18 protein-coding genes are annotated in these 21,358 nt (G+C 43.7%); 11 read left to right on the forward strand and 7 right to left on the reverse strand.

Features of this window, described 5'->3' with window-relative positions:
• Positions 1–83: 83 nt before the first annotated feature.
• Positions 84–2,138, forward strand: a complete 2,055-nt coding sequence (locus GVT53_RS07925; RefSeq protein WP_166248141.1) for a DUF4139 domain-containing protein — start codon at positions 84–86, stop codon at positions 2,136–2,138.
• Between the two features lie 54 nt (positions 2,139–2,192).
• Here the strand turns inward: GVT53_RS07925 and GVT53_RS07930 are convergent, their stop codons facing one another.
• Positions 2,193–3,500: a dicarboxylate/amino acid:cation symporter gene (locus tag GVT53_RS07930; protein WP_166248142.1), complete on the reverse strand. Its 1,308-nt coding sequence runs from the start codon at positions 3,498–3,500 to the stop codon at positions 2,193–2,195.
• A gap of 59 nt (positions 3,501–3,559) precedes the next feature.
• Entirely contained in the window at positions 3,560–4,624 is a 1,065-nt protein-coding gene (gene aroC, locus GVT53_RS07935; protein ID WP_166248143.1) for a chorismate synthase, read from the reverse strand.
• A gap of 194 nt (positions 4,625–4,818) precedes the next feature.
• On the opposite strand from aroC, the gene GVT53_RS07940 reads away from it, so the two are divergent.
• On the forward strand, positions 4,819–5,739 hold the full coding sequence (locus tag GVT53_RS07940) for a UDP-2,3-diacylglucosamine diphosphatase (RefSeq protein WP_166248144.1): 921 nt from the start codon (positions 4,819–4,821) through the stop codon (positions 5,737–5,739).
• Here GVT53_RS07940 and GVT53_RS07945 read toward each other — a convergent pair.
• A complete protein-coding gene (locus GVT53_RS07945; protein WP_166248145.1) occupies positions 5,710–8,625 on the reverse strand; it encodes an FAD-binding and (Fe-S)-binding domain-containing protein in 2,916 nt (971 codons plus the stop codon). The genes GVT53_RS07940 and GVT53_RS07945 overlap by 30 nt on opposite strands.
• Positions 8,626–8,714: 89 nt before the next feature.
• Between GVT53_RS07945 and GVT53_RS07950 the strand changes: the two genes are divergently transcribed.
• Positions 8,715–9,215: a hypothetical protein gene (locus GVT53_RS07950; protein WP_166248146.1), complete on the forward strand. Its 501-nt coding sequence runs from the start codon at positions 8,715–8,717 to the stop codon at positions 9,213–9,215.
• Between the two features lie 95 nt (positions 9,216–9,310).
• Positions 9,311–10,432: a TlpA disulfide reductase family protein gene (locus GVT53_RS07955; protein ID WP_166248147.1), complete on the forward strand. Its 1,122-nt coding sequence runs from the start codon at positions 9,311–9,313 to the stop codon at positions 10,430–10,432.
• A gap of 59 nt (positions 10,433–10,491) precedes the next feature.
• On the opposite strand, the gene GVT53_RS07960 is transcribed toward GVT53_RS07955, so the two are convergent.
• A complete protein-coding gene (locus GVT53_RS07960; RefSeq protein WP_166248148.1) occupies positions 10,492–11,142 on the reverse strand; it encodes a rhomboid family intramembrane serine protease in 651 nt (216 codons plus the stop codon).
• Between the two features lie 53 nt (positions 11,143–11,195).
• Between GVT53_RS07960 and GVT53_RS07965 the strand changes: the two genes are divergently transcribed.
• Positions 11,196–12,113, forward strand: a complete 918-nt coding sequence (locus GVT53_RS07965) for a lysophospholipid acyltransferase family protein (RefSeq protein WP_166248149.1) — start codon at positions 11,196–11,198, stop codon at positions 12,111–12,113.
• Here GVT53_RS07965 and glmM read toward each other — a convergent pair.
• Positions 12,110–13,498, reverse strand: coding sequence for a phosphoglucosamine mutase (gene glmM / locus GVT53_RS07970; protein WP_166248150.1), 1,389 nt, complete (start codon positions 13,496–13,498; stop codon positions 12,110–12,112). The genes GVT53_RS07965 and glmM overlap by 4 nt on opposite strands.
• A gap of 91 nt (positions 13,499–13,589) precedes the next feature.
• On the opposite strand from glmM, the gene GVT53_RS07975 reads away from it, so the two are divergent.
• The 4 genes from GVT53_RS07975 to GVT53_RS07990 are packed head-to-tail and all read left to right on the forward strand — an operon-like array spanning position 13,590 to position 17,823.
• On the forward strand, positions 13,590–14,183 hold the full coding sequence (locus GVT53_RS07975) for an acyl carrier protein phosphodiesterase (RefSeq protein WP_166248151.1): 594 nt from the start codon (positions 13,590–13,592) through the stop codon (positions 14,181–14,183).
• Positions 14,171–15,853: a gamma-glutamyltransferase gene (gene ggt, locus GVT53_RS07980; protein ID WP_166248152.1), complete on the forward strand. Its 1,683-nt coding sequence runs from the start codon at positions 14,171–14,173 to the stop codon at positions 15,851–15,853. Before GVT53_RS07975 ends, ggt begins: the two co-directional genes overlap by 13 nt.
• A gap of 10 nt (positions 15,854–15,863) precedes the next feature.
• On the forward strand, positions 15,864–16,790 hold the full coding sequence (locus GVT53_RS07985) for an ATP-grasp domain-containing protein (RefSeq protein ID WP_166248153.1): 927 nt from the start codon (positions 15,864–15,866) through the stop codon (positions 16,788–16,790).
• A 37-nt stretch (positions 16,791–16,827) separates the two neighbouring features.
• A complete protein-coding gene (locus GVT53_RS07990) occupies positions 16,828–17,823 on the forward strand; it encodes an SMP-30/gluconolactonase/LRE family protein (protein WP_166248154.1) in 996 nt (331 codons plus the stop codon).
• Between the two features lie 6 nt (positions 17,824–17,829).
• Here GVT53_RS07990 and GVT53_RS07995 read toward each other — a convergent pair whose 3' ends face one another.
• A complete protein-coding gene (locus tag GVT53_RS07995; RefSeq protein WP_166248155.1) occupies positions 17,830–18,582 on the reverse strand; it encodes an XRE family transcriptional regulator in 753 nt (250 codons plus the stop codon).
• Positions 18,583–18,728: 146 nt separating this feature from the next.
• Between GVT53_RS07995 and GVT53_RS08000 the strand changes: the two genes are divergently transcribed.
• Together GVT53_RS08000 and GVT53_RS08005 are read left to right on the forward strand one after the other, a co-directional pair.
• A complete protein-coding gene (locus GVT53_RS08000) occupies positions 18,729–19,991 on the forward strand; it encodes a putative DNA modification/repair radical SAM protein (RefSeq protein ID WP_166248156.1) in 1,263 nt (420 codons plus the stop codon).
• A gap of 11 nt (positions 19,992–20,002) precedes the next feature.
• Positions 20,003–20,779, forward strand: a complete 777-nt coding sequence (locus tag GVT53_RS08005; RefSeq protein ID WP_166248157.1) for a TIGR03915 family putative DNA repair protein — start codon at positions 20,003–20,005, stop codon at positions 20,777–20,779.
• Here GVT53_RS08005 and GVT53_RS08010 read toward each other — a convergent pair whose 3' ends face one another.
• Entirely contained in the window at positions 20,780–21,307 is a 528-nt protein-coding gene (locus GVT53_RS08010; RefSeq protein WP_166248158.1) for a hypothetical protein, read from the reverse strand. It lies immediately after the preceding gene.
• Positions 21,308–21,358 lie beyond the last annotated feature (51 nt).

Genomic DNA, 21,358 nt, shown 5'->3' on the forward strand with positions numbered 1-21,358 from the left:
AATCGGCCCATTCACACCATTGCTGGTTTTAATTGGAATATGTGAATCATAGGTTTGGGTAAACAATTAAATATCCGACTCTTATGAAAAATACAGTTATCCTATTTTTATTGGCTCCCTTGTTTTTATTGGCCAACTCAACTAAAACCCCTTCCAAGATCAAGGAAGTAACTGTTTACCTGAGTGGAGCCCAGATTACCCGAACAGCTTCTTGTACGCTCCATGAGGGTTCCAACGAAGTAATATTTACTGGACTGTCCCATAAAATTGATGAAAGCAGCATTCAAATCTCTGGCCTGGGTCACGTTTCCATTTTATCCATTGCTTACGACATCAATTACCTCGAAAAATCCGAAAGCAATCCTAAAATCAAAGAATGGGAAGACCGCATAGAGGCATTGGAGTATGAAATCTCACTGCTAAAAAATACTATCGCTGGTCTCGAAGAAGAAGAAAAGGTGATTACCTCCAATCGAATCGTAAACGGGGACAGCCAAGTATTGGATTTGGAGCGTATGAAACAAATAGGTGCCTACTATCGTGAGCGAATTACGAAAATCAAAAATGAAATATTCAAGACCAACCTGAATATCAATAAATTCAATCTTGAAATCAATGATTTACGGCAACAACTGGCCGAAGCCAATAATGGTATCCAAACTCCACAGGGAGAAATCACCATCACTTTTGATGCACCTATTACCACAACTTTGAATGCTACGCTATCCTACTTGGTCAAAGACGCGGGATGGGTACCCAATTACGATATTAAATCCTCTGGTTTGAATGCTCCTATTTCTCTGGCATATAAAGGCAACGTATACCAAAATACGGGTCAGGATTGGAAGAACGTCAAAATTTCCCTCTCCACGGGAAACCCTCAATATAATATCAGCAAACCTACTATTGAGGCACATTATTTGAATTTTGTAAGTGCTTATAACAAAAGAAATGCTGCAACTACAAGCAAAAAGGGATATGCTTTTAACCCCTACGTTAAAAAAGTTACAGGAACTGTGACGGACGAATCCGGTGCACCCCTACCCGGTGTCAATATTGTAGTCCAGGGAACCTCTATGGGAACCACTTCGGATTTTGATGGAAATTATACGTTGGAGGTACCTTCCGGGAAAGAATTGACCTATTCCTACATTGGGATGCATACGCAAGAATTGCCCATCTACTCTTCCATTATAAATGTTCGTATGGAAGAAGATGCACAAAGTTTGGATGAAGTTGTCGTAACCGGATACGGCACGGCAGCAGTCGGTTCGGTTTCTCCTGAAAGAGCCTTAAGCGGTCGTGCAGCAGGAATTTCCATTAGAGGTGCGTCATCTATTGATAGTACACCAGAACCCTTATATATTATTGATGGAGTTCCTATTGATAATTTTACCGAAGGTGATTTGGACGAGAACGAAATCCAGGACGTTGAGGTCTTAAAAGGTACTAATGCCTCCTCCATATATGGAAACCGGGGTGCAAATGGCGTTGTTGTGATAACAACCAAAAAAAGCCAAATGCAGGAAGGAGCAACCAAAACAGAATTCGCCATAAAAAAGCCGTACACTATTTTGGCAAATGGGGATATAACCGCCATTGAGGTGAATACATTTAAAATGCCGGCCACTTATGAATACTTTGCCGCACCCGTTCTAAATGATAATGTTTATCTCACCGCAAGTTTCAAGGATTGGGAACAACATCAACTTTTACCGGGAGAAGCCAATATCTACTTTGAGGGAACCTATGCTGGTAAAACGGTAATAGATCCATATACTACTAAAAAAGAAATGATTCTATCCTTGGGCATTGAGCACAATATTTCCGTAACAAGGCAACAGGACCGAAATTTTAAAAGCAAACCCTTTGTTGGAAGCAATCGAATAGTGGATCGTACATATGTTTTGGAAGTTAAGAACAATAAAAATACCCCCATCAGTCTGAAGCTAATGGACCGAATACCAAAATCCCAGAACAAAGAGATTAAAGTGGATGATGTTAGTACCAACAATGCCAAGTACGACGAAAGCAAAGGCTTGTTAACGTGGAACATGACACTCGGGCCCAAATCCGTCCAGAAAGAAATCTTCTCCTTTCAAGTTAAATTCCCAAAAGGAAGATATATCTCGCTCTAAAACAAAAAAAGACCTCTTTAAAAGAGGTCTTTTTTTACAATTCTTAAATCTATTCTATTGTTTCTTATGATAATTGTCGTCCCAATTCTTTACTTTCGGCTCGCCCAATTTACCAACTGATTTTGCCACGACCATGGATACGGTCGCATCACCGGAAACATTCACAACCGTTCTGCACATGTCCAACGGTCTGTCCACGGCAAAAATAAGTGCAAGTCCAGCTTCGGGAATTCCCGCTTGTGCCAATACGATCACCAACATTACCATTCCCGCCCCGGGAACCGCGGCACTGCCAATGGAGGCCAAGGTAGCCGTTACAATGATTCCTAGTTGCGCGGATAGGCTAAGGTCCATACCAAAGGCCTGCGCGATAAAAACGGCGGCCACAGCCTGATACAAACTGGTACCGTCCATATTAATGGTGGCTCCGATGGGCAATACAAAACTGGTGACTTCCTCTTCTACGCCCAAGTGCTCCTCTACCCTTTCCATGGTAACGGGCAAGGTCGCCGCACTGGAACTAGTAGAAAATGCCAATAATTGTGCGGGTGACATCCCTTTCATAAAAAAGGCCGGGCTTCTTTTTGTAAAAACCCAAGCGATCAAGAGGTAAACACATAACATCAATGCAAGGCCAAGCAGTACACAGAAGGAATACCAAGCCAATGCCTTGAACAGGTCCAAACTTGGGGATTCCACCACAAGGGCCGCCAATAGGGCAAACACACCGTAGGGAGCGGCCAACATAATAATATCTATCAGTTTAAGAATGACCTCATTGAAGCCATCAAAGAATTTTTTAACGGGTTTTGCTGTTTTTTCGGGAATCAAAATCAGTCCGATTCCAAAGAAAATGGCAAAGAATATGACCTGGAGCATGTTGCCATTGTCACTTGCGGCCTTAAAAATATTGCTGGGCACCAAATCCTCCAATGCCTGTAAGGGACCTGCCTGCTTTTGTTTGTCCGCAGCGGTTTTAATGTTGTCGGCATCACCTTTATAGTTCTCCACCAATTCATTCCGGGTATCTTCGGTAATGGAACTTCCAGGCTTTACAGTATTCACTACAAGCAAACCTATAGTAACCGCAATAATCGTGGTCATGATATAAATTCCGATGGTCCTACCACCCATTTTGGATAGTTTGGAGATATCCTTTAGATCGGAAACGCCTTTGATCAAAGATGCCAAGATTAAGGGCACCGCAATCAATTTTAAAGAGTTGATGAAAATATTACCGAAGGGCTTGATCCAATCGGAGACAATTTTGGGTCCCCATTCAAATTGAACCATTAACAGAGCAAACAAAACACCTGCGGCCATTCCTATTAGGATTTGCCAGTGTAATTCCAGTTTCTTCATAAAGAGTTAAGTTAGGAACGGAAAGATACTTTATTGAATGGAAACGTCCTAACGCCGACCTAGATTTTGTTGGCCCGGGCCAAAAGCGAATAGTCGGCAAGTACCAATGCAGCCATGGCCTCCACGATGGGGACCGCCCTTGGAACCACACACGGATCATGCCTTCCCTTGCCCTGCGCAGTTACTTTTTCGCCCTCTTTGTTGATGGTATCATAAGATTGCAACACGGTAGCTACAGGTTTAAAAGCCACACTGAAATAAATGTCCATACCATTGCTGATGCCCCCTTGAACACCGCCACTTCGATTGGTTTTGGTGGTGCCATCGGTGTTGAATGCATCGTTGTGTTGGCTGCCCTTCATGGCAACACCTGCAAAACCGCTTCCGTATTCAAAACCCTTTACGGCATTAATGGACAACATGGCCTCTCCCAGTTTGGCATGCAGCTTATCAAAAACAGGTTCGCCAAGACCAATCGGTACATTTTGAATGACACAAGTGATAACCCCTCCAATTGTATCGCCTTCTTTTTTTATGGATTTGATATAGTCTTCCATTTTCTGCGCCATTTCGGTATCGGGACAACGAACGGCATTGGATTCTATCAGTGAAAAATCCAGTTCTTGGTAGGGTTTGTCCAATTTCATCTCACCGACTTGGGATACAAATGCATTTATTTGGATCTCGCTCAGGAATTGTTTTGCAATGGCACCGGCCACTACCCTACTGGCCGTTTCACGGGCCGAACTTCTGCCGCCACCGCGGTAATCGCGGAAACCATATTTTTTATCGTACACATAATCCGCATGTGATGGTCGGTACGAATCTTTGATGTGCGAATAATCCTTGGACTTCTGGTTGGTATTGTGAATGGCAAAGCCTATGGGCGTTCCGGTAGTTTTCCCCTCGAATACCCCGGAGTAAATTTCGACCGTATCGGGTTCCTTTCTTTGGGTTACAATGGCGGACTGTCCCGGTTTTCTACGATTCAGCTCCTCTTGGACTTTGTCCAAATCCAATGTAATTCCCGAAGGGCACCCATCAATAATGCCCCCCAATGCTTTTCCGTGAGATTCACCAAAAGTGGTGAGCTTAAAAAGTTGTCCAAAAGAATTTCCAGCCATTCGGTATAAAAATTAAGTCGCCATCAAAGGTAGATGTTACAAAGCTAATTCAAAAACAGGGGTTTGACTTAATATTATTGTAACATAATTCACCTTAAGGTGATATTATTTTAACAATATCCTCATGAATTAATGATTTGGATTTGATTTCTATTTTATTCCTACCGTTTTATTTTGTATTAAATCCCATACCATTGAAAAAAAGGAAGATAGAATTGGCCGTAATCTCGGATGTACATCTGGGAACCTATGGTTGCCACGCAGAAGAACTCATCACGTACCTCAATAGTATTCAGCCCAAAAAGTTGATTTTAAATGGTGATATTATTGATATTTGGCAGTTTAGCAAACGGTATTTCCCTCCTTCCCACCTTAAGGTCCTAAGGAAAATAATCGGGATGGCATCCAAGGGTGTCGAGGTTTACTATATTACTGGCAATCACGATGAAATGCTCCGTAAGTTCAGTAATACTTCAATGGGAAACTTTAAGGTTATGGACAAGTTGGTGCTCAACCTGGATGGCAAAAAGGCATGGATTTTTCACGGTGATGTGTTCGATGTTTCCATACAAAATGCAAAATGGCTGGCCAAGCTTGGCGGTTATGGGTACGACCTTCTTATTTTGATCAACAGCTTTCTGAACTGGTGTTTGGCCAAAATGGGCCGCGAGAAGTATTCGTTATCCAAAAAAATAAAGAACAGTGTCAAAGGTGCCGTCAAGTACATCAATAATTTTGAAAAGACCGCTGCAGAACTTGCTATAGAAAATGAGTATGATTATGTGGTTTGCGGCCATATCCATCAACCTAAAAAAGAGGTGTACGAAAACAAATATGGCAGTTGTACCTATCTCAATTCCGGGGATTGGGTAGAAAATTTGACCGCCTTGGAATATTCGTTCAAACGATGGAAAATTTACCACTATAACCACGATAGGCTCTCCCCGTTTTTTATGGACGAAGATCTAAAGGAAATGGACATGAACGACCTCATTGCCTCGATCACCGACAAAGAGGTGAACATTGAGGACGTGGCCGAAGACCATTTTAGCGAAACCGAAGAAGAGAATATCGAGAACGATTACCTAGATGACAAGGGCCTGTCTCAGGATTGAAACCGGGTGTTGTGCCTCCCTTTTCGTCCCATCTTTTATTTGATGCCTACAGCTTGTCCCATTCGCCGCGATCAACGTATCTTCGGAGCTCTTCTTCACCGCAGGGAAGAGTTTTAACCCACCAACCTGCATACTTACCTCATAATGTTCTTTTTCGTACCCGAACGAACCGGCCATACCACAGCAACCGGACGGTATGATCGTTACTTTATAGTTCTTCGGCAGATTTAAGATATCAAAAGTTACTTTTTGGTTGCTCAATGCTTTTTGATGGCAATGCCCATGGATTTTCACCGTGCGCTCTTCTTTGGTGAAACTATCGGACGAAATGTGCCCGGCCACTATCTCCGCCGCCAAGAATTCCTCGATCAAAAAGGATTGTGAGGACAACTTAATTAATTGTCCCTTATCATCGTGCAGGCGCTGATATTCGTCCCTGAAAGAAAGAATGGCAGACGGCTCCAACCCCACAATGGACGTCCCTGCATCCAAAATATCCTTGAGGTTCTCCATGTTGCGGGCCACCAATTTTTTGGCCTGTTTTAAAAACCCTTTGGATAGATAGGTCCTGCCACTTTCACCATAGAACAGCTCCACATCATACCCCAATCGGCACAACAATTCAATGGCATCCTTGCCCACTTGAATGTCCAAATACCTGACGAACTCATCAATGTATAGAACAACCGGTCTCTTGGAAATATCCGTGCGCTTTACTCGGTATTTTTTAAGATATTCTTCAAAGTTGAAGCGTCCCACTTTCGGCAAATTACGCTCTGGGGCCACCCCGACCGCTTTTTTTAGCAGACTCCCGACCGTTTTGGACTCGTACATCCAATTGGTGATACCGGCCACTTTGCTGCCCATGGCATTCAATTGCGTGTTATGGGCGAACAATTTGCTTCGTAGCGTATATCCGTTTGCTTCTTGATAATTATAGAGGAATTCCGCTTTTAATGCCGAAACGTCCACATTACTGGGACATTCACTGGCGCAGGCCTTACAGCTCAAACAAAGGTCGAAGGCTGTTTTTAATTCTTCATGGTCAAACCGATTGGTTTTGTCGGAATTGGTCAAAAATTCGCGCAAAGCATTGGCCCTGGCACGTGTAGTATCCTTTTCATCTTTGGTGGCTTGGTAACTTGGGCACATGCCCCCGTTCATGTGGTGGCTTTTTCTGCAGTCCCCACTACCGTTACATTTTTCGGCGGCCTTTAAAATTCCTTCGCTGTCCGAAAAATCCATTACCGTGTTCACCTCAGGCTCCTTTCGGTCCACTACGTAGCGTAAAGACTCATCCATTGGATAGGCCTCCACTATTTTTCCGGGGTTCAGAATACAATCGGGGTCAAAAAAAGATTTTACCCTTTTCAGCAGCTCATAATTCGCCTCTCCGATCATCAACGGAATAAACTCGGCACGGACGATACCATCTCCATGTTCCCCACTAAAACTACCGTTGTATTTTTTTGTCAACTTGGCCACATCGGTAGTGATGCTTCGGAAAAGCACCACATCTTCAGATTTTTTCAGGTTAAGTATGGGGCGCAAATGCAGTTCGCCGGCACCCGCATGCGCATAGTACACCGCACTTTGGTCGTACCCTTTCATAATTTGCGAAAACTCTGCAATAAAATCCTTTAAATCCTCCAGGGCCACGGCAGTATCCTCGATACAGGCCACCGCTTTTTTATCACCGACCATGTTGCCCAAAAGTCCAAGACCGGCCTTTCTAAGTTCTATGGCCTTATTGATATCGTCTCCGTACAAGATGGGATTGGCATAACTCAATCCTGATGCTTCAATGGTTTTTAGGAGTCCATCCAATTGCCTTTCCAAATCTTCCTTGGAATCCGCTTTCACCTCCAACATCAAAATTCCTGCAGGATCTCCCTCTACAAAAAATCGGTTGGCCAACTGTGCTCGGTTATTTTTGGTACAATCCAAGATCACCTTGTCCATCATCTCGCACAAATGAAGGCTATGCTGCATTACGGGAGCCACGTCACTGAGACAATCTTCCAAGGTTTTATAGTGCGTGGCGACCATTGCCGCGAATGGTGGTGGCAAATCATCCAACTGGAGGGTTATTTCGGTTGTAAAGGCCAACGTACCTTCACTACCGGACAACAGCTTGCACAGATTGAAATCTGCGTCATTTTCTCCAAAAATGGCGTTGTGCAGCAGCTCGTCCACTGCATAGCCCGTGTTTCTTCTGTGAATACTTGGTTTGGGAAACTCTTCCCTTATTTTGTGCCGTGTTTCCGCAACGGAAAGTTCTTCATACAGTTTTCTGTAAATTGTAGCTTCCAACGAACTTCCTTCCCTCTTTCTGTCAAATTCCTCTTTGGAAATATCCGAGAAATAGGCATCACTGCCATCGGAGAGCACGCATTGCATGGCCAACACCTTGTCCCGGGTAACACCATATTGTATGGATGTAGTCCCCGATGAATTGTTTCCTACCATTCCCCCTATCATACATCGGTTGGACGTTGAAGTATTGGGACCAAAAAAGAGACCAAACGGTTTCAAATACTGGTTCAGTTCATCGCGTACCACCCCGGGCTGTACGGTAACCTGTTTTTTATCCTTGTCCAAACTGACAATTTTGGTAAAATGGCGACTGACATCCACCACAATCCCCTCTCCCACACACTGACCTGCCAAAGAAGTGCCAGCAGTTCGGGGTATAAGCCCGACTTTATTTTTGCTTGCAAAAGTGAGCAAGGTTTTGAGGTCATCCGTGTTTTTTGGATAAGCCACAGCAGTGGGCAACTTGCGATAAACAGAGGCATCGGTGGCATAAATCGCCTTGCTCAAATCATCGAACAACAGCTCACCTTTCAGTGAGGTGGAAAGGTCTTTTAACAGATTTTTATTCAATTTGGAATACTTTTTGGGAACTAAAACGGTTTTTGAAACGTAAATCTAACACAAAACTATCTCTAATTTTTAACTTAAAAGAGAAACTCATGAAGATTACCACATTAATTGCTGCTGTTATGTTATTTGCAACAGCTAGCGTAAGCGCCCAAAGTATTTCTGAACATGCCCTAGGTCTTAGACTGGGTGACAGTGACGGTTTCGGGGCCGAAATTTCCTATCAAAAATCGATTGGTGCGAGCAATCGTGCCGAATTTGACCTTGGCTGGAGGGACAGCCGACATTTTGACGCATTTAAACTGACTGGTATTTACCAATGGGTACGTCCTTTGGATGGCAACTTTAACTGGTACTACGGTGTTGGTGGTGGATTGGGAAGCGTGGATTTTGACCATCCGGACCCAGATTTCGATGATGACAACGATGGACTTTTTGTATTTGCCGCAGGGGATATTGGCGTGGAATACAATTTTGACATTCCTTTATTGCTATCATTGGACTTTAGACCCGAAATCGGCCTTGTCGGCTACGATGGCTTTGACAACGATTTTGATTTTGATATCGCTTTAGGTATCCGATATCAATTTTAATACAGCCTATACATCAGAAAACCCTTGGTCAAACAAAGCCAAGGGTTTTTTTATGCCGCAAACATTGAATACCTTAGCAACTTAAATATTTTGAAATGAAAAAACTATTTACAATATCACTGGGAGTACTTTTGTTGGCTTCATGTAAATCCGACCCAAAAGGATATACGTTGAGCGGCACAATAACCGGGGAACCCGAAAATGGCACCCAAATATTTTTAAAAACCACCGATTCCATCAACCAGTTGGTAGATATCGATACCGCTACCGTTGAGAACGGGCTGTTTACCTTCAACGGGAATCAGGAAGAACCCAAAATGCATTATCTTTTTGTGGACAAAGTCCGGGGAAATGTACCCGTTATCGTTGAAAACGGCACCATTGAAGTTGAATTTCAAAAGGACAGCATTGACCAAGCTACCATAAAAGGTACGGAGCAAAACGACCTTTTTATGGACTTTTTGACCCAATCCAGAAAACTATCCGAGCGTGCTAGGTCCATGCAAAACGATATGCGTACGGCCGCCCAACAACAAGATACGGCTACCGTTACCGCGCTACGTGAAGAATTCATCGAATTCCAAGAGGACGCCAAAAACTTTAATATCGATTTTGCCAAAAACAATCCAAATGCCTTCGTATCCGTATTGGTCATAGGCAACCTTTTGGCCACCAAGGCCGTACCTGTTGATGAAGTAAAATCAATGTTTGAGGGCCTTACCCCTGAAATGAAGGAAACTGAGCCGGCAAAGAAAATTGCAGAGCAGTTGGAAAACTTAAAATCAACAGAAATTGGAGCCGTAGCCCCGGATTTCTCGGCCCCTACTCCATCTGGTGATGTATTGGCGCTCAGCGATGTTACCAACAACGCAAAGCTTACCTTGGTGGATTTTTGGGCCGGTTGGTGCAGACCTTGTCGTGCCGAGAATCCGAACATTGTATCGGTGTATAAAAAATATCACGAAAAGGGGTTCGATGTTTTGGGTGTGTCCCTGGACAACAAAGAGGACCTTTGGAAGAACGCCATCGAATCCGATGGTCTAGAGTGGAACCACATTTCCAACCTTCAACGTTTTCAAGACCCTATCGCGCGTTTATATAATATCAATGCCATTCCTGCGGCCTTTTTAATAGACCAGAACGGAGTGATCGTAGCAAGAGACCTACGAGGCCCGGCCTTGGAAGAAAAAGTAGCTGAAATACTCGGCAAGAGCTAGGCAGCAAAACATATTTTTGATAAAGAAGGCCTTGATAATTTCAGGGCCTTTTTTGTAGCCTACAGCCTCCCCATCTTATCCAACACAAAAAGCACAATGATAGGAATGGCCAACAACACCACGATCAAGGTATCCGTCACAAAAAGCTCAGGCCTAAAGAGCAGTGTGGTCGCGTAACCACCTATGGCCCCTCCAAAGTGTGCGGTATGTCCAATATTGCCCATCCTGCTCTTCATCCCCCAAATGGAATACAATAAATAGGCTATACCCAACACGTAGGCCGGCAATGGTATGGGAATAAACATGATGCCCAATTGCATATCAGGATTCAACAATATGGCAGCATACAGCACCCCCATCACTGCACCACTTGCGCCAACGGCACTGTAATAAGGCTCATCTTTATGGAAAAACAAAGCCAAAAGACTGCCCGCGATCAAACTGACCAAGTAAATGATCAAAAACCTGATGGAACCGAACCAATTGATCACCACGGGAGCAAAAAAGTAGAGCGTGAACATGTTCAGGAACAAATGCGAAATATCCACATGTAAAAAACCCGAGGTCAACATGCGTTCCTTTTGACCGGCCTGTATGGAACTGATACTGAACTTGTATCTATCAAAAAAAACGGGACTGTTAAATCCACGTAGGGAAACCAGTACATTGGCGGCCATAATGGCAATGGTAGCAATATGTAAATTGAGCATGTAAATAAAGGTTTGGGTTCAAATATAGCTATATTTGCACACAAGAATAGTCTATGCAGCTGGTAGTTTATATCCTTGTTTATCCTTTGCTCTGGTTGATTTCCAGACTCCCATTTAAAGTCATTTATTTTATTTCTGATGGTGTTTACGTGCTCCTGTACCATGTAATTGGCTATCGCAAAAAAGTGGTCCGCAACAATTTGGCACTTGTCTTCCCCGAAAAATCGGAAGAAGAACGTTTACGGATAGAAAAAAAATTCTTCAGGCACATGTGCGACATCTTCTTGGAAATGATGAAGACCATGGGCATGAGCAAAAAAGAAATCCAGGAGCGGTTTACCGTAACCAATATTGAACTGCTCAACGGCTTGGAAAAAAAGGGCCTCAATACCATGCTGATGCTCCCCCACTATGCCAGTTGGGAATGGGTACTGTCCTTGAACCTTCAAATCATATCCAAAGGATATGGTATTTATCAAAAAGTGGAGAACAAGTATTTTGATAAATTGGTAAGGGACATCCGCGGCAAATACAATACTGAACTGATTTCCACAAGGGAATCCAGAAAAATCCTGGAGGCAGCCAAAGAGAGAAACGAGTTGTTGATGGTGGGCATTATAAGTGACCAATCACCCATGGCAAGCAGGGCCAAATATTGGACCGATTTTATGGGGATAGTGGTTCCGGCCCATGTCGGAGGCGAGGAAATCTGTAAAAACAACGACATAATCCCCGTGTACCTCAAGGTAAAAAAACTACGGAGGGGCTATTACCAGGGCACCTTTAAAATACTTACCGAAAACCCGACCGAAGTTCCTGACTACGGAATTACGGATGCCTTTTTAAGGGAAACGGAAAAGTCCATTCGGGAAGCGCCTGAGTATTACTTTTGGACGCATAAACGATGGAAACACAGGAACAAGGTTCCCAAAGAGTTTCAACAAAACCCCACAAAAGCGGAGAATTCCTAGATTCCGGCCACTTCTTTGATTTCGCTGATGATTCTATCGGCCAATCCATCGGCTTCTTCCTGTGATTTTGCTTCGGTATAGATTCTGATGATGGGTTCTGTGTTCGATTTTCTCAAGTGTACCCAATTTTCGGGGAAATCGATTTTCACCCCATCAATGGTCGATACTTCCTCATCTTTATATTTGTTGTGCATGGCTTCCAACAGCGCATCCACATCCAATTCCGGTGTCAATTCAATTTTCTTTTTGCTCATAAAGTAGCTCGGGTAGCTGGCTCGCAATTCGGCCACGGTACCTCCGCGCTCGGCCATCAACATTAAGAACAAAGCCGTGCCCACCAAGGCATCACGCCCATAATGACTTTCTGGATAAATGATTCCTCCGTTGCCCTCACCTCCTATTATAGCGTTGTTGGCCTTCATTTTGGTCACTACGTTCACCTCGCCTACCGCAGCAGCTTCGTAGGTACCCCCGTGTTTTTCGGTAATATCGCGCAAAGCTCTGGAAGATGATAGATTGGAAACCGTATTTCCCTTGGTTTTGGACAGCACATAATCCGCACAGGCTACCAAGGTATATTCTTCACCGAACATTTGTCCATCGTTGCTTATGAATGCCAAGCGATCCACATCGGGATCCACCACGATACCAAAATTAGCCTTCTCCTCCACAACTTTTTTGCAGATGTCACCCAAATGTTCTTTTAAGGGTTCCGGGTTGTGTGGAAAATGTCCGGTTGGGTCGCAGTAGAGCTTTACTACTTCCACGCCCAACTCTTCAAGCAATTTGGGAATGGCGATGCCCCCTGTGGAGTTTACCCCATCAACAACTACTTTAAATCCAGCTTTTTTAATGGTCTCGGCATCCACCAAGGGCAATTCCAAGACTTCATCAATGTGGATATCGATATAGGAATCGTTTTTGATGATTTCCCCCAAGTCATCCACCTCCGCAAACTCAAAATCCTCTTTCTCAGCCAAGGCCAAAATCTTTGCCCCTTGTTCAGCATCCAAGAACTCTCCTTTTTCATTCAATAATTTAAGGGCGTTCCATTGCTTCGGGTTATGGCTGGCCGTTAAAATGATGCCGCCATCAGCCTTTTCCAAAGGAACGGCAATTTCCACGGTCGGTGTAGTGGACAATCCTAAATCGATCACATCGATTCCTAGACCTACCAAGGTAGAAACCACCAAATTCTGGATCATCTCTCCCGATAAACGGGCATCACGTCCAATTACAACTTTTAAATCATCCTTCTTTGCATACGATTTTAACCAAGTTCCGTAGGCCGCTGCGAATTTAACCGCATCCACGGGTGTTAAATTATCATTTGTATGGCCTCCAATAGTGCCGCGTATTCCAGAAATTGATTTGATCAGTGTCATAATTGTTAAAAAAGTTTTTGCAAATATAGTTGGGCTTGACCGATTACATGTTTTGAATTTGTAAATTTCGACTGAAAAGGACTTTGCCCCGATGAACTTCTTAGCGCATATCTACCTATCTTTTGACGATAAGGAAATCACTTTGGGTAATTTCTTTGCCGACCATATCCGTGGCAACAAGTACAAGCACCTTCCGGAAAAAATCCAAAAAGGCATTTTGTTGCATCGTGAAATCGATACGTTTACCGATGCCCACCCCACGGTAAGGCAAAGCAGCAAACGCCTGCACAAAAACTACAGTCATTACAGTCGTGTGATTGTTGACATCTACTATGATCATTTTTTGGCCAAGAATTGGACCGATTATTCAGATGTACCTTTGGATGAATATGTAGAAAACTTCTATGACCTATTGGAGGACAATTACGATATCCTGCCTATGGCCACCAAGCGAATGATGCCCTATATGATGGCCGATAACTGGCTGCTCAATTATGCCAACTTAGCGGGAATCGACCGTGTGCTCAACGGGATGAACCGAAGAACAAAAAATAAGTCCAGAATGAACTTTGCCATTTTGGACCTCGAAGAACACTACACAGAATTTGAAAACGAATTCACTTCATTTTTTGAAGAATTGATAACTTTTTCCAACCAAAAATTTATTTCCCTATGCGAAGACTGATACTTCTCCTCCCCTTGATTTTTTTCATCAACTGTAAAGAAAAACCTGCCGCACCTACCGGATTGGTCGCCGAAAAGGCTATGGTCGTCTCTGCCCGAAAAGAAGCATCGCAACTGGCGGTGGACATTATGAAAAAAGGCGGGAATGCCTTTGATGCCATGGTCGCAACAGAGTTGACATTGGTTATTGCCTACCCTTTTGCAGGTAGTGTCGGCGGTGGCGGGTTTATGGTCTACCGAAAAAGCAACGGCGAGGTCGGCGGAATCGATTATCGCGAAAAAGCACCACTTGCCGCACACAAGGACATGTATTTGGACTCCTTGGGCAATGTTATCCCAGGGTTGAGCACTTCGGGCGGAACAGCTGTCGGGGTTCCCGGAACCGTTGCCGGCGTTCTGGAAGTACACAAAAAATTCGGAAAACTACATTTGAAAGATATTATTGAGCCCATTATCGCACTTGCAAACAAAGGTATTGTTGTCACAGAAAAGCAAGCCAAGCGATTGGAAGGTTATAGGGAACAATTTATCGAAGCTAATGGTGACAGTACCAAATTTGCCGGCCCATTTGCTACGGGTGACACCATAAAATATCCAACTTACGCCGAAACCCTACAGAAAATCATGGAAAAAGGGCGCGATGGATTCTACAAGGGCGAAGTTGCACAAAAACTGGCGGCGTTTGTGCAGGAAAACGGCGGTCTCATCACTGAGGAAGATTTGGCAAAATACGAAGCCGTTTGGAGAGACCCCATTGTTTTTGATTACAAGGACATCAAAATTATTTCCATGAGTCCGCCCAGCAGCGGTGGGGTCACCATCAACCAAATATTTAAGATGATGGAACCCTATGATGTTGCTGAATTTGGTCATAACTCGACCAAGACCATCCAATTGTTCACCGAAGCTTCCCGAAGAGCCTACGCCGACAGGAACTTTTATCTGGGAGACCCGGATTTTGTGGACATACCTTACAATGTTCTTTTGAGTGATGAGTACCTGCAAGATAGAATGGATAATTTCTCATTTGATAAGGCAACGTTGTCATCAGAAGTAAGCCATGGCGAAGTGGAAATCATTGAAAGTGCACAGACCACACACTTCTCCATAGTTGATGCGGAGGGCAATGCCGTTTCTGTAACGTCTACCTTAAATGGCGGTTATGGCTCCAAGCTGTTTTGCGAGGAGTTGGGCATCTTTTTGAACAACGAAATGGACGATTTTAGTGCCAAGCCCGGAGTCCCGAACATGTTTGGGCTTATCGGTGCCAAGGCAAATAGTATTGAACCCGAAAAAAGAATGCTCAGCAGCATGACTCCAACAATTGTTGAAAAAGACGGGAAATTATATATGGTCGTGGGTACTCCCGGTGGATCTACCATCATTACCGCAGTGGCACAGACCATTCTTAATGTATATGAGTTCAATTTGAGCATGCAGGAAGCCGTAAATGCACCTCGCTTCCATCACCAATGGTTGCCCGATATGGTCATTTTTGAACCAGAAGGATTCTCCGAGGAACTAATTGAAGAATTAAAATCCAAAGGATATATCATCAACGAAGAACGCACGCCCATTATCGGAAAAGTGGATGCCATTCGTGTGCTGCCCGATGGAAAATTGGAAGGAGGCGCCGACAAAAGAGGCGACGATACTGCTGTAGGCTATTAATTTTTACTGGATGAAGTTAGATATAGTTGTTTTAACGGACCGCCGTTATGTGGCTCCAGAAAAGAAAACTCCATACATTGAAAATGTGCTCCAAGAAGACCAACTGGTTCTGGACGCCTTGGAAAACCAAGGGTTAAAAGCAGTAAGAAAAGCTTGGGACGACCCTGATTTTGATTGGTCGACGACCAAATATGCCCTGTTCCGGACCACTTGGGACTATTTTGATCGGTATGCGGAGTTTTCCAAATGGCTGCAAAAAACATCCGAACAAACACAATTTATCAATTCCAAAAAGCTTATTTATTGGAACATCGATAAACATTATTTACAGGATATATCAAAAGCAGGAATAACCATACCTAAAACAACTTTTATTGAAAAAGGCACGGTCATTACACTGAACCAGACCATTGAAAGAGCAAAATCGGAATATGGTTTTACCTCAGATACCTATACTTTGAAACCCTGTGTTTCCGGGGCGGCCCGCCACACCTACAAAATAGAAGAGAATGCAATCGCCGATTACGAGAACATCTTTCAGCAATTGGTAAAAGAAGAGGCTATGATGCTTCAGGAATTTCAGCACAACATTGTCTCGGAAGGGGAAATTTCCATGATGGTTTTCAATGGCGAGTTCACCCATGCCGTCTTGAAAATTGCAAAATCCGGGGATTTTAGGGTCCAAGATGATTTTGGGGGAACCGTTCACCCCTACTCGCCGAGTGCCGAACAAATCGTATTCGCCAAAAATGTAGTGCATGCCACTCCTGAATTGCCCGTTTATGCCAGAGTGGATATCTTTAAGGACAATAATGGCAATTGGGCCTTGGCCGAGCTGGAGATTTTTGAACCCGAACTGTGGTTCCGCCTTAACCCCGAGGCCTCGGTTACCTTGGCAAAGGCCATCAAAGAGACACGTACATTTAATCAGTCCTAATTGAAAGACAACTTTATATTCACATAAAAAATTGAAAATGAAAAAATTAACTTTCCTAATATTGAGCATCACCATTGGTTGTTTTGCCCAAAAAAACACCACGGGCAATCTGGTAGCGCTGGATGATACATTCTACAATTATATTGATAAAAATGCAAAAGTCGAGGTATTGGCCGAAGGGTTTATATGGTCCGAAGGGCCTGTTTGGGTGAAGGAAGGTGAATTTCTTCTGTTTTCCGATGCCCCACAAAACACGATCTTTAAATGGAAGGAACGTGAAGGGCTTTCTGAATTTTTAAAACCCTCGGGATACACAGGCATTTTGCCGTACAGTCGTGAACCGGGCAGCAATGGACTTATTATAAATAATGATGGGGAACTGGTCGCCTGCGAGCATGGCGACCGAAGAATATCACGTATGCCACTGTCGCAAGGTGGAAAAATAACGGTGGCCGATACGTGGCAAGGCAAACGCTTCCATAGCCCCAATGATATTGTACAAGCTTCGAATGGAACCTATTATTTTACTGACCCGCCTTATGGGCTGCCGGAAGGGGAAAATTCAGAAACGCGTGAAATTGAGGCTTTTGGTGTCTATAAAATTGATACGGATGGAAAGGTGGATATGGTGGTAGGCAATCTTAACCGTCCCAATGGCGTAGCGCTATCCCCTGATGAAAAAAACCTTTATGTAAACCAATCGGACCCCAATGCTCCTTATATTATGGCCTATAACGTTCAAGAAGATGGTTCTCTGGATGAAGGACGCATATTTTTTGATGCTTCTGAACTGCAAAAAGAGGGGTTAAAAGGTTCGTTGGACGGACTTAAGGTAGCGCAAGATGGGACGATTTTCTCCACAGGGCCGAGCGGAGTTTTGGTCATCACCCCCGAAGGAAAACTTTTGGGACGTATAGAGACCGGACAGCGGACCGCCAATTGCACATGGGGCGAAGATGGCTCGGTACTTTATATGACCGCGCACAACTACTTGATGAGAATTCAAACCAAAACCAAAGGGAGCGGCTTTTAGACGCCCTTATTTGGCAATCTGCCTTTTCAACTCCTCCATGGATTCCTGAAGCTGTTTCAGCAGGCCTGTTTCGGTGGTGGCATCCACATTGAAGGTGAGTTTGCTACTAACCTCCCAAATTTCTTGGATTTGATAGGGTTTGATTTCGTAGGGCGGATACGTCTCGTTCAAAGAAATCAAGGTGATATTGTTGGAATTGGGCTTGCGCTCAATTTTCTTCACCATCACCGAATCTTGCAGCACTACCACATACATTTTATTCGGACTTACATGGTCAATATGCTCAATGGCTCGGGCCAAAACCCAATCATTCGGCCTTAAATTGGGCAGCATACTGTCGCCTTCAACCTGAAAACCACGATATGTTGCATTCCTGAATTCTGGAATCGGCATATCAAAAGCGGGCAATTGTCGGTACCAACTGGTGTCGGAGATGTTCTGTGGATATCCCGCAGCCGCTTTGGAGTTCACCATCACCATATTATCGTTTTCGGAATTGTCAACGGTAACGACTTTTGGAATAACACTGGTTTTTGAAGTGTCCAAATGTTTTTGATCGCTTTCACCAAACAACCATAATGGGTTTATTTTGAATTGTCGCAAGAGCTCCGAAACCACCTTCCCGGAGAGTTTGGTCCTTCCCCGCTCAATATCGGCCGTGGTATTCTTTACGCCCAATAATTTAGCGAACTCGGTTTGGGTATAGCCAAGTTCCCTGCGGATATCGGTAAATCGTTTTAGGATTATTTCATTTTCCATCTTCATGTTGATAATGCCAAGTCGAACATTTCGAAGTGACGATCCATTCTCAAATATAGTTATTTTGGAATATTTCCAAAAACTTTTATGGATTATTTCCATTATTTGGAATATATCCATATATTTGATTGGAATAATTCCAAGTTATGAATTTTGATAGGATACGCGAAAAACTGAACATATTGGCCGATGCTGCCAAATACGATGTCTCCTGTGCCAGTAGCGGAAGTACCAGAACCAATCAGAACAAAGGTTTGGGCAATGCCTCCAAAATGGGAATTTGCCATACCTATACGGCGGATGGCCGATGTGTGTCCCTGTTGAAAATCCTGTTGACCAACCATTGCATTTTTGATTGCGCCTATTGCGTTACGCGAAAAAGCAACGATGTGCCCAGGGCGGCCTTCAAAGTTCAGGAGGTGGTCGACCTTACCATCAATTTTTATCGCAGAAATTATATTGAGGGGCTCTTTTTGAGCTCTGGAATATTCAAAAGTCCCGACCACACGATGGAACGTTTGGTATCCGTGGCCAAAAAACTGCGGGAAGAAGAGAATTTCAATGGCTATATCCATCTGAAATCAATTCCCGGGGCAAGCGATGAATTGATGTATGAAGCCGGTCTCTATGCCGACCGCCTTTCCGTAAATATTGAAGTGCCCACGATATCCGGTCTAAAATTGTTGGCGCCGGACAAAAAGCACGAAGACTTTACCAAACCAATGGAAAAGGTGAAAAATGAAATTGTAAGATACCAGTCGGAGCACAAAGTCATTAAAAACATTCCTAAATATGCGCCTGCGGGGCAAAGCACACAAATGATCGTGGGCGCTTCTGGGGAGTCGGATAAGGACATTATGTATTCGGCCACCTATTATTACAAAACATACAATATGAAACGGGTTTACTATTCTGGCTACGTGCCCGTCACCCATGATGCACGTTTGCCAGCCATAGGCTCCCAAGTACCCATGTTGCGCGAGAACCGATTGTACCAAACTGATTGGTTGTTGCGGTTTTACGGGTTTTCGGTAGGGGAAATCTTGAACAACCAGCATCCCAATTTGGATATGGACGTGGACCCGAAGCTTTCGTGGGCCTTGCGGAACCTGCATCATTTTCCTGTGAACGTGAATACGGCGGACAAGCGTCTTTTGGCCAGAATCCCGGGGGTTGGAATGCAGTCGGTCGACAAAATCGTAAAAGCTAGAAAATTTCGAAAATTGAACTGGGACCATCTCAAAAAAATCGGAGTGGCCCTCAACCGTGCCCAATATTTTATGGTATGCGAATCCCGTCTTTGGGAACGTCGTGACTTGGATGCGGATAAGATTAAAGGAATGATTCTGCAAAATTCCACTGGAAAGTTTCGGAATCAGTACAGTACGCAGTTGTCATTGTTCAATTAACAATAAATAGTATGAATGCTACAACAACCTTAGTTTATGACGGAAGTTTTAATGGATTTCTGACCTCCGTCTTCGTCGCCTTTGATGAGAAAATCAATGTGGCCGACATCCAAAAGAACAATCAATCCCAAAATGGATTGTTTTCTGAGACCGAAACCGTGTTTACGCACGTGGAAAAGGCCAAACGGGTTTGGAACGGTATCCGCAACAAGAGCCACAATGCCATTTCCAATGTGTACTTTGCTTTTTTGAGCGAGACAGAGGGTGTGGAAATGATGCTCTATACCTACATTCAAAAGCTAATGAGGACGCAAAACGGCAAGTATTTGGACTATTCGGACAGTACAGTGCTGCATATTGCCCAATTGGCAAAAAAAGTGGGTCGCGAAAAACATCGTATGGAAGCCTTTGTACGCTTTCAGTTGACCAAGGATGAAATTTACTTTGCCAATATTGAACCTGATTTTGATGTTTTACCATTGATCTCCAAGCATTTTCGTGACCGCTATGCGGATCAAAAATGGTTGATTTATGACGTAAAGCGCAAATATGGCATTTATTACGATTTGGACCACGTGGAAATGGTTTCCCTCAACCTGAAAGACATCCATCATAACAAAACGGTAAAAAGTGATGCGTTTGCTCCTGAGGAATACGAATACCAGACGCTGTGGAACGATTATTTTAAAAGCACCAACATTGCTTCGCGCATCAACCCAAAGCTTCATACGCAGCATGTACCCAAACGGTATTGGAAGTATTTGAGTGAGAAAAAGGAGGCGGTTTAATCATCCCTTGCCCTTCTCCCCCACAAAATGATCATTCTTGATCTTGAACAGTACATTAAAACTGGTCAAACTGCCATAAATGCGGGTAATGTATTGCTGTAAATCCACCTTTTCTTGATCGTCCAGGTTTTTACTGCTGTTTATTTTTTGCTCCATCACACGGATGCGGTCGCGTACCATCACAATTTTATGGAAGAAGGTCTCAATGGGCATTTCCTTGTTGGCCGTGCCATCATCCGGCTCCAAAATCAGTTTGCCACCCTTCCATTTATCGGCTATGGCCACTTTTTCGTGCGTGTCGCTCCACTTTTCGAGAATCTTCACCAAGGAGCGCTCCACATCAAAAAAGCTAACGCTGTCCACTTCCTCCTCTATGGCTTCGATCACTTCAAATTCAGCGTCCAAATCAATGGTTTCCAATCCATTTTCCAAAAAAGTGACCCAATAATGTTTGGATGATACGTTGGTGACCACCCCTTTTCCATATTCCGGATGGTCTATTCTGGAGCCTATGCCTAGTAGTTTCATTTTGATATTGTTACTTAATTAAAACCCTAATCTATAAATTTCCATAACTTT

The organism is Flagellimonas oceani, assembly GCF_011068285.1.
GTDB classification, from domain to species: domain Bacteria; phylum Bacteroidota; class Bacteroidia; order Flavobacteriales; family Flavobacteriaceae; genus Flagellimonas; species Flagellimonas oceani.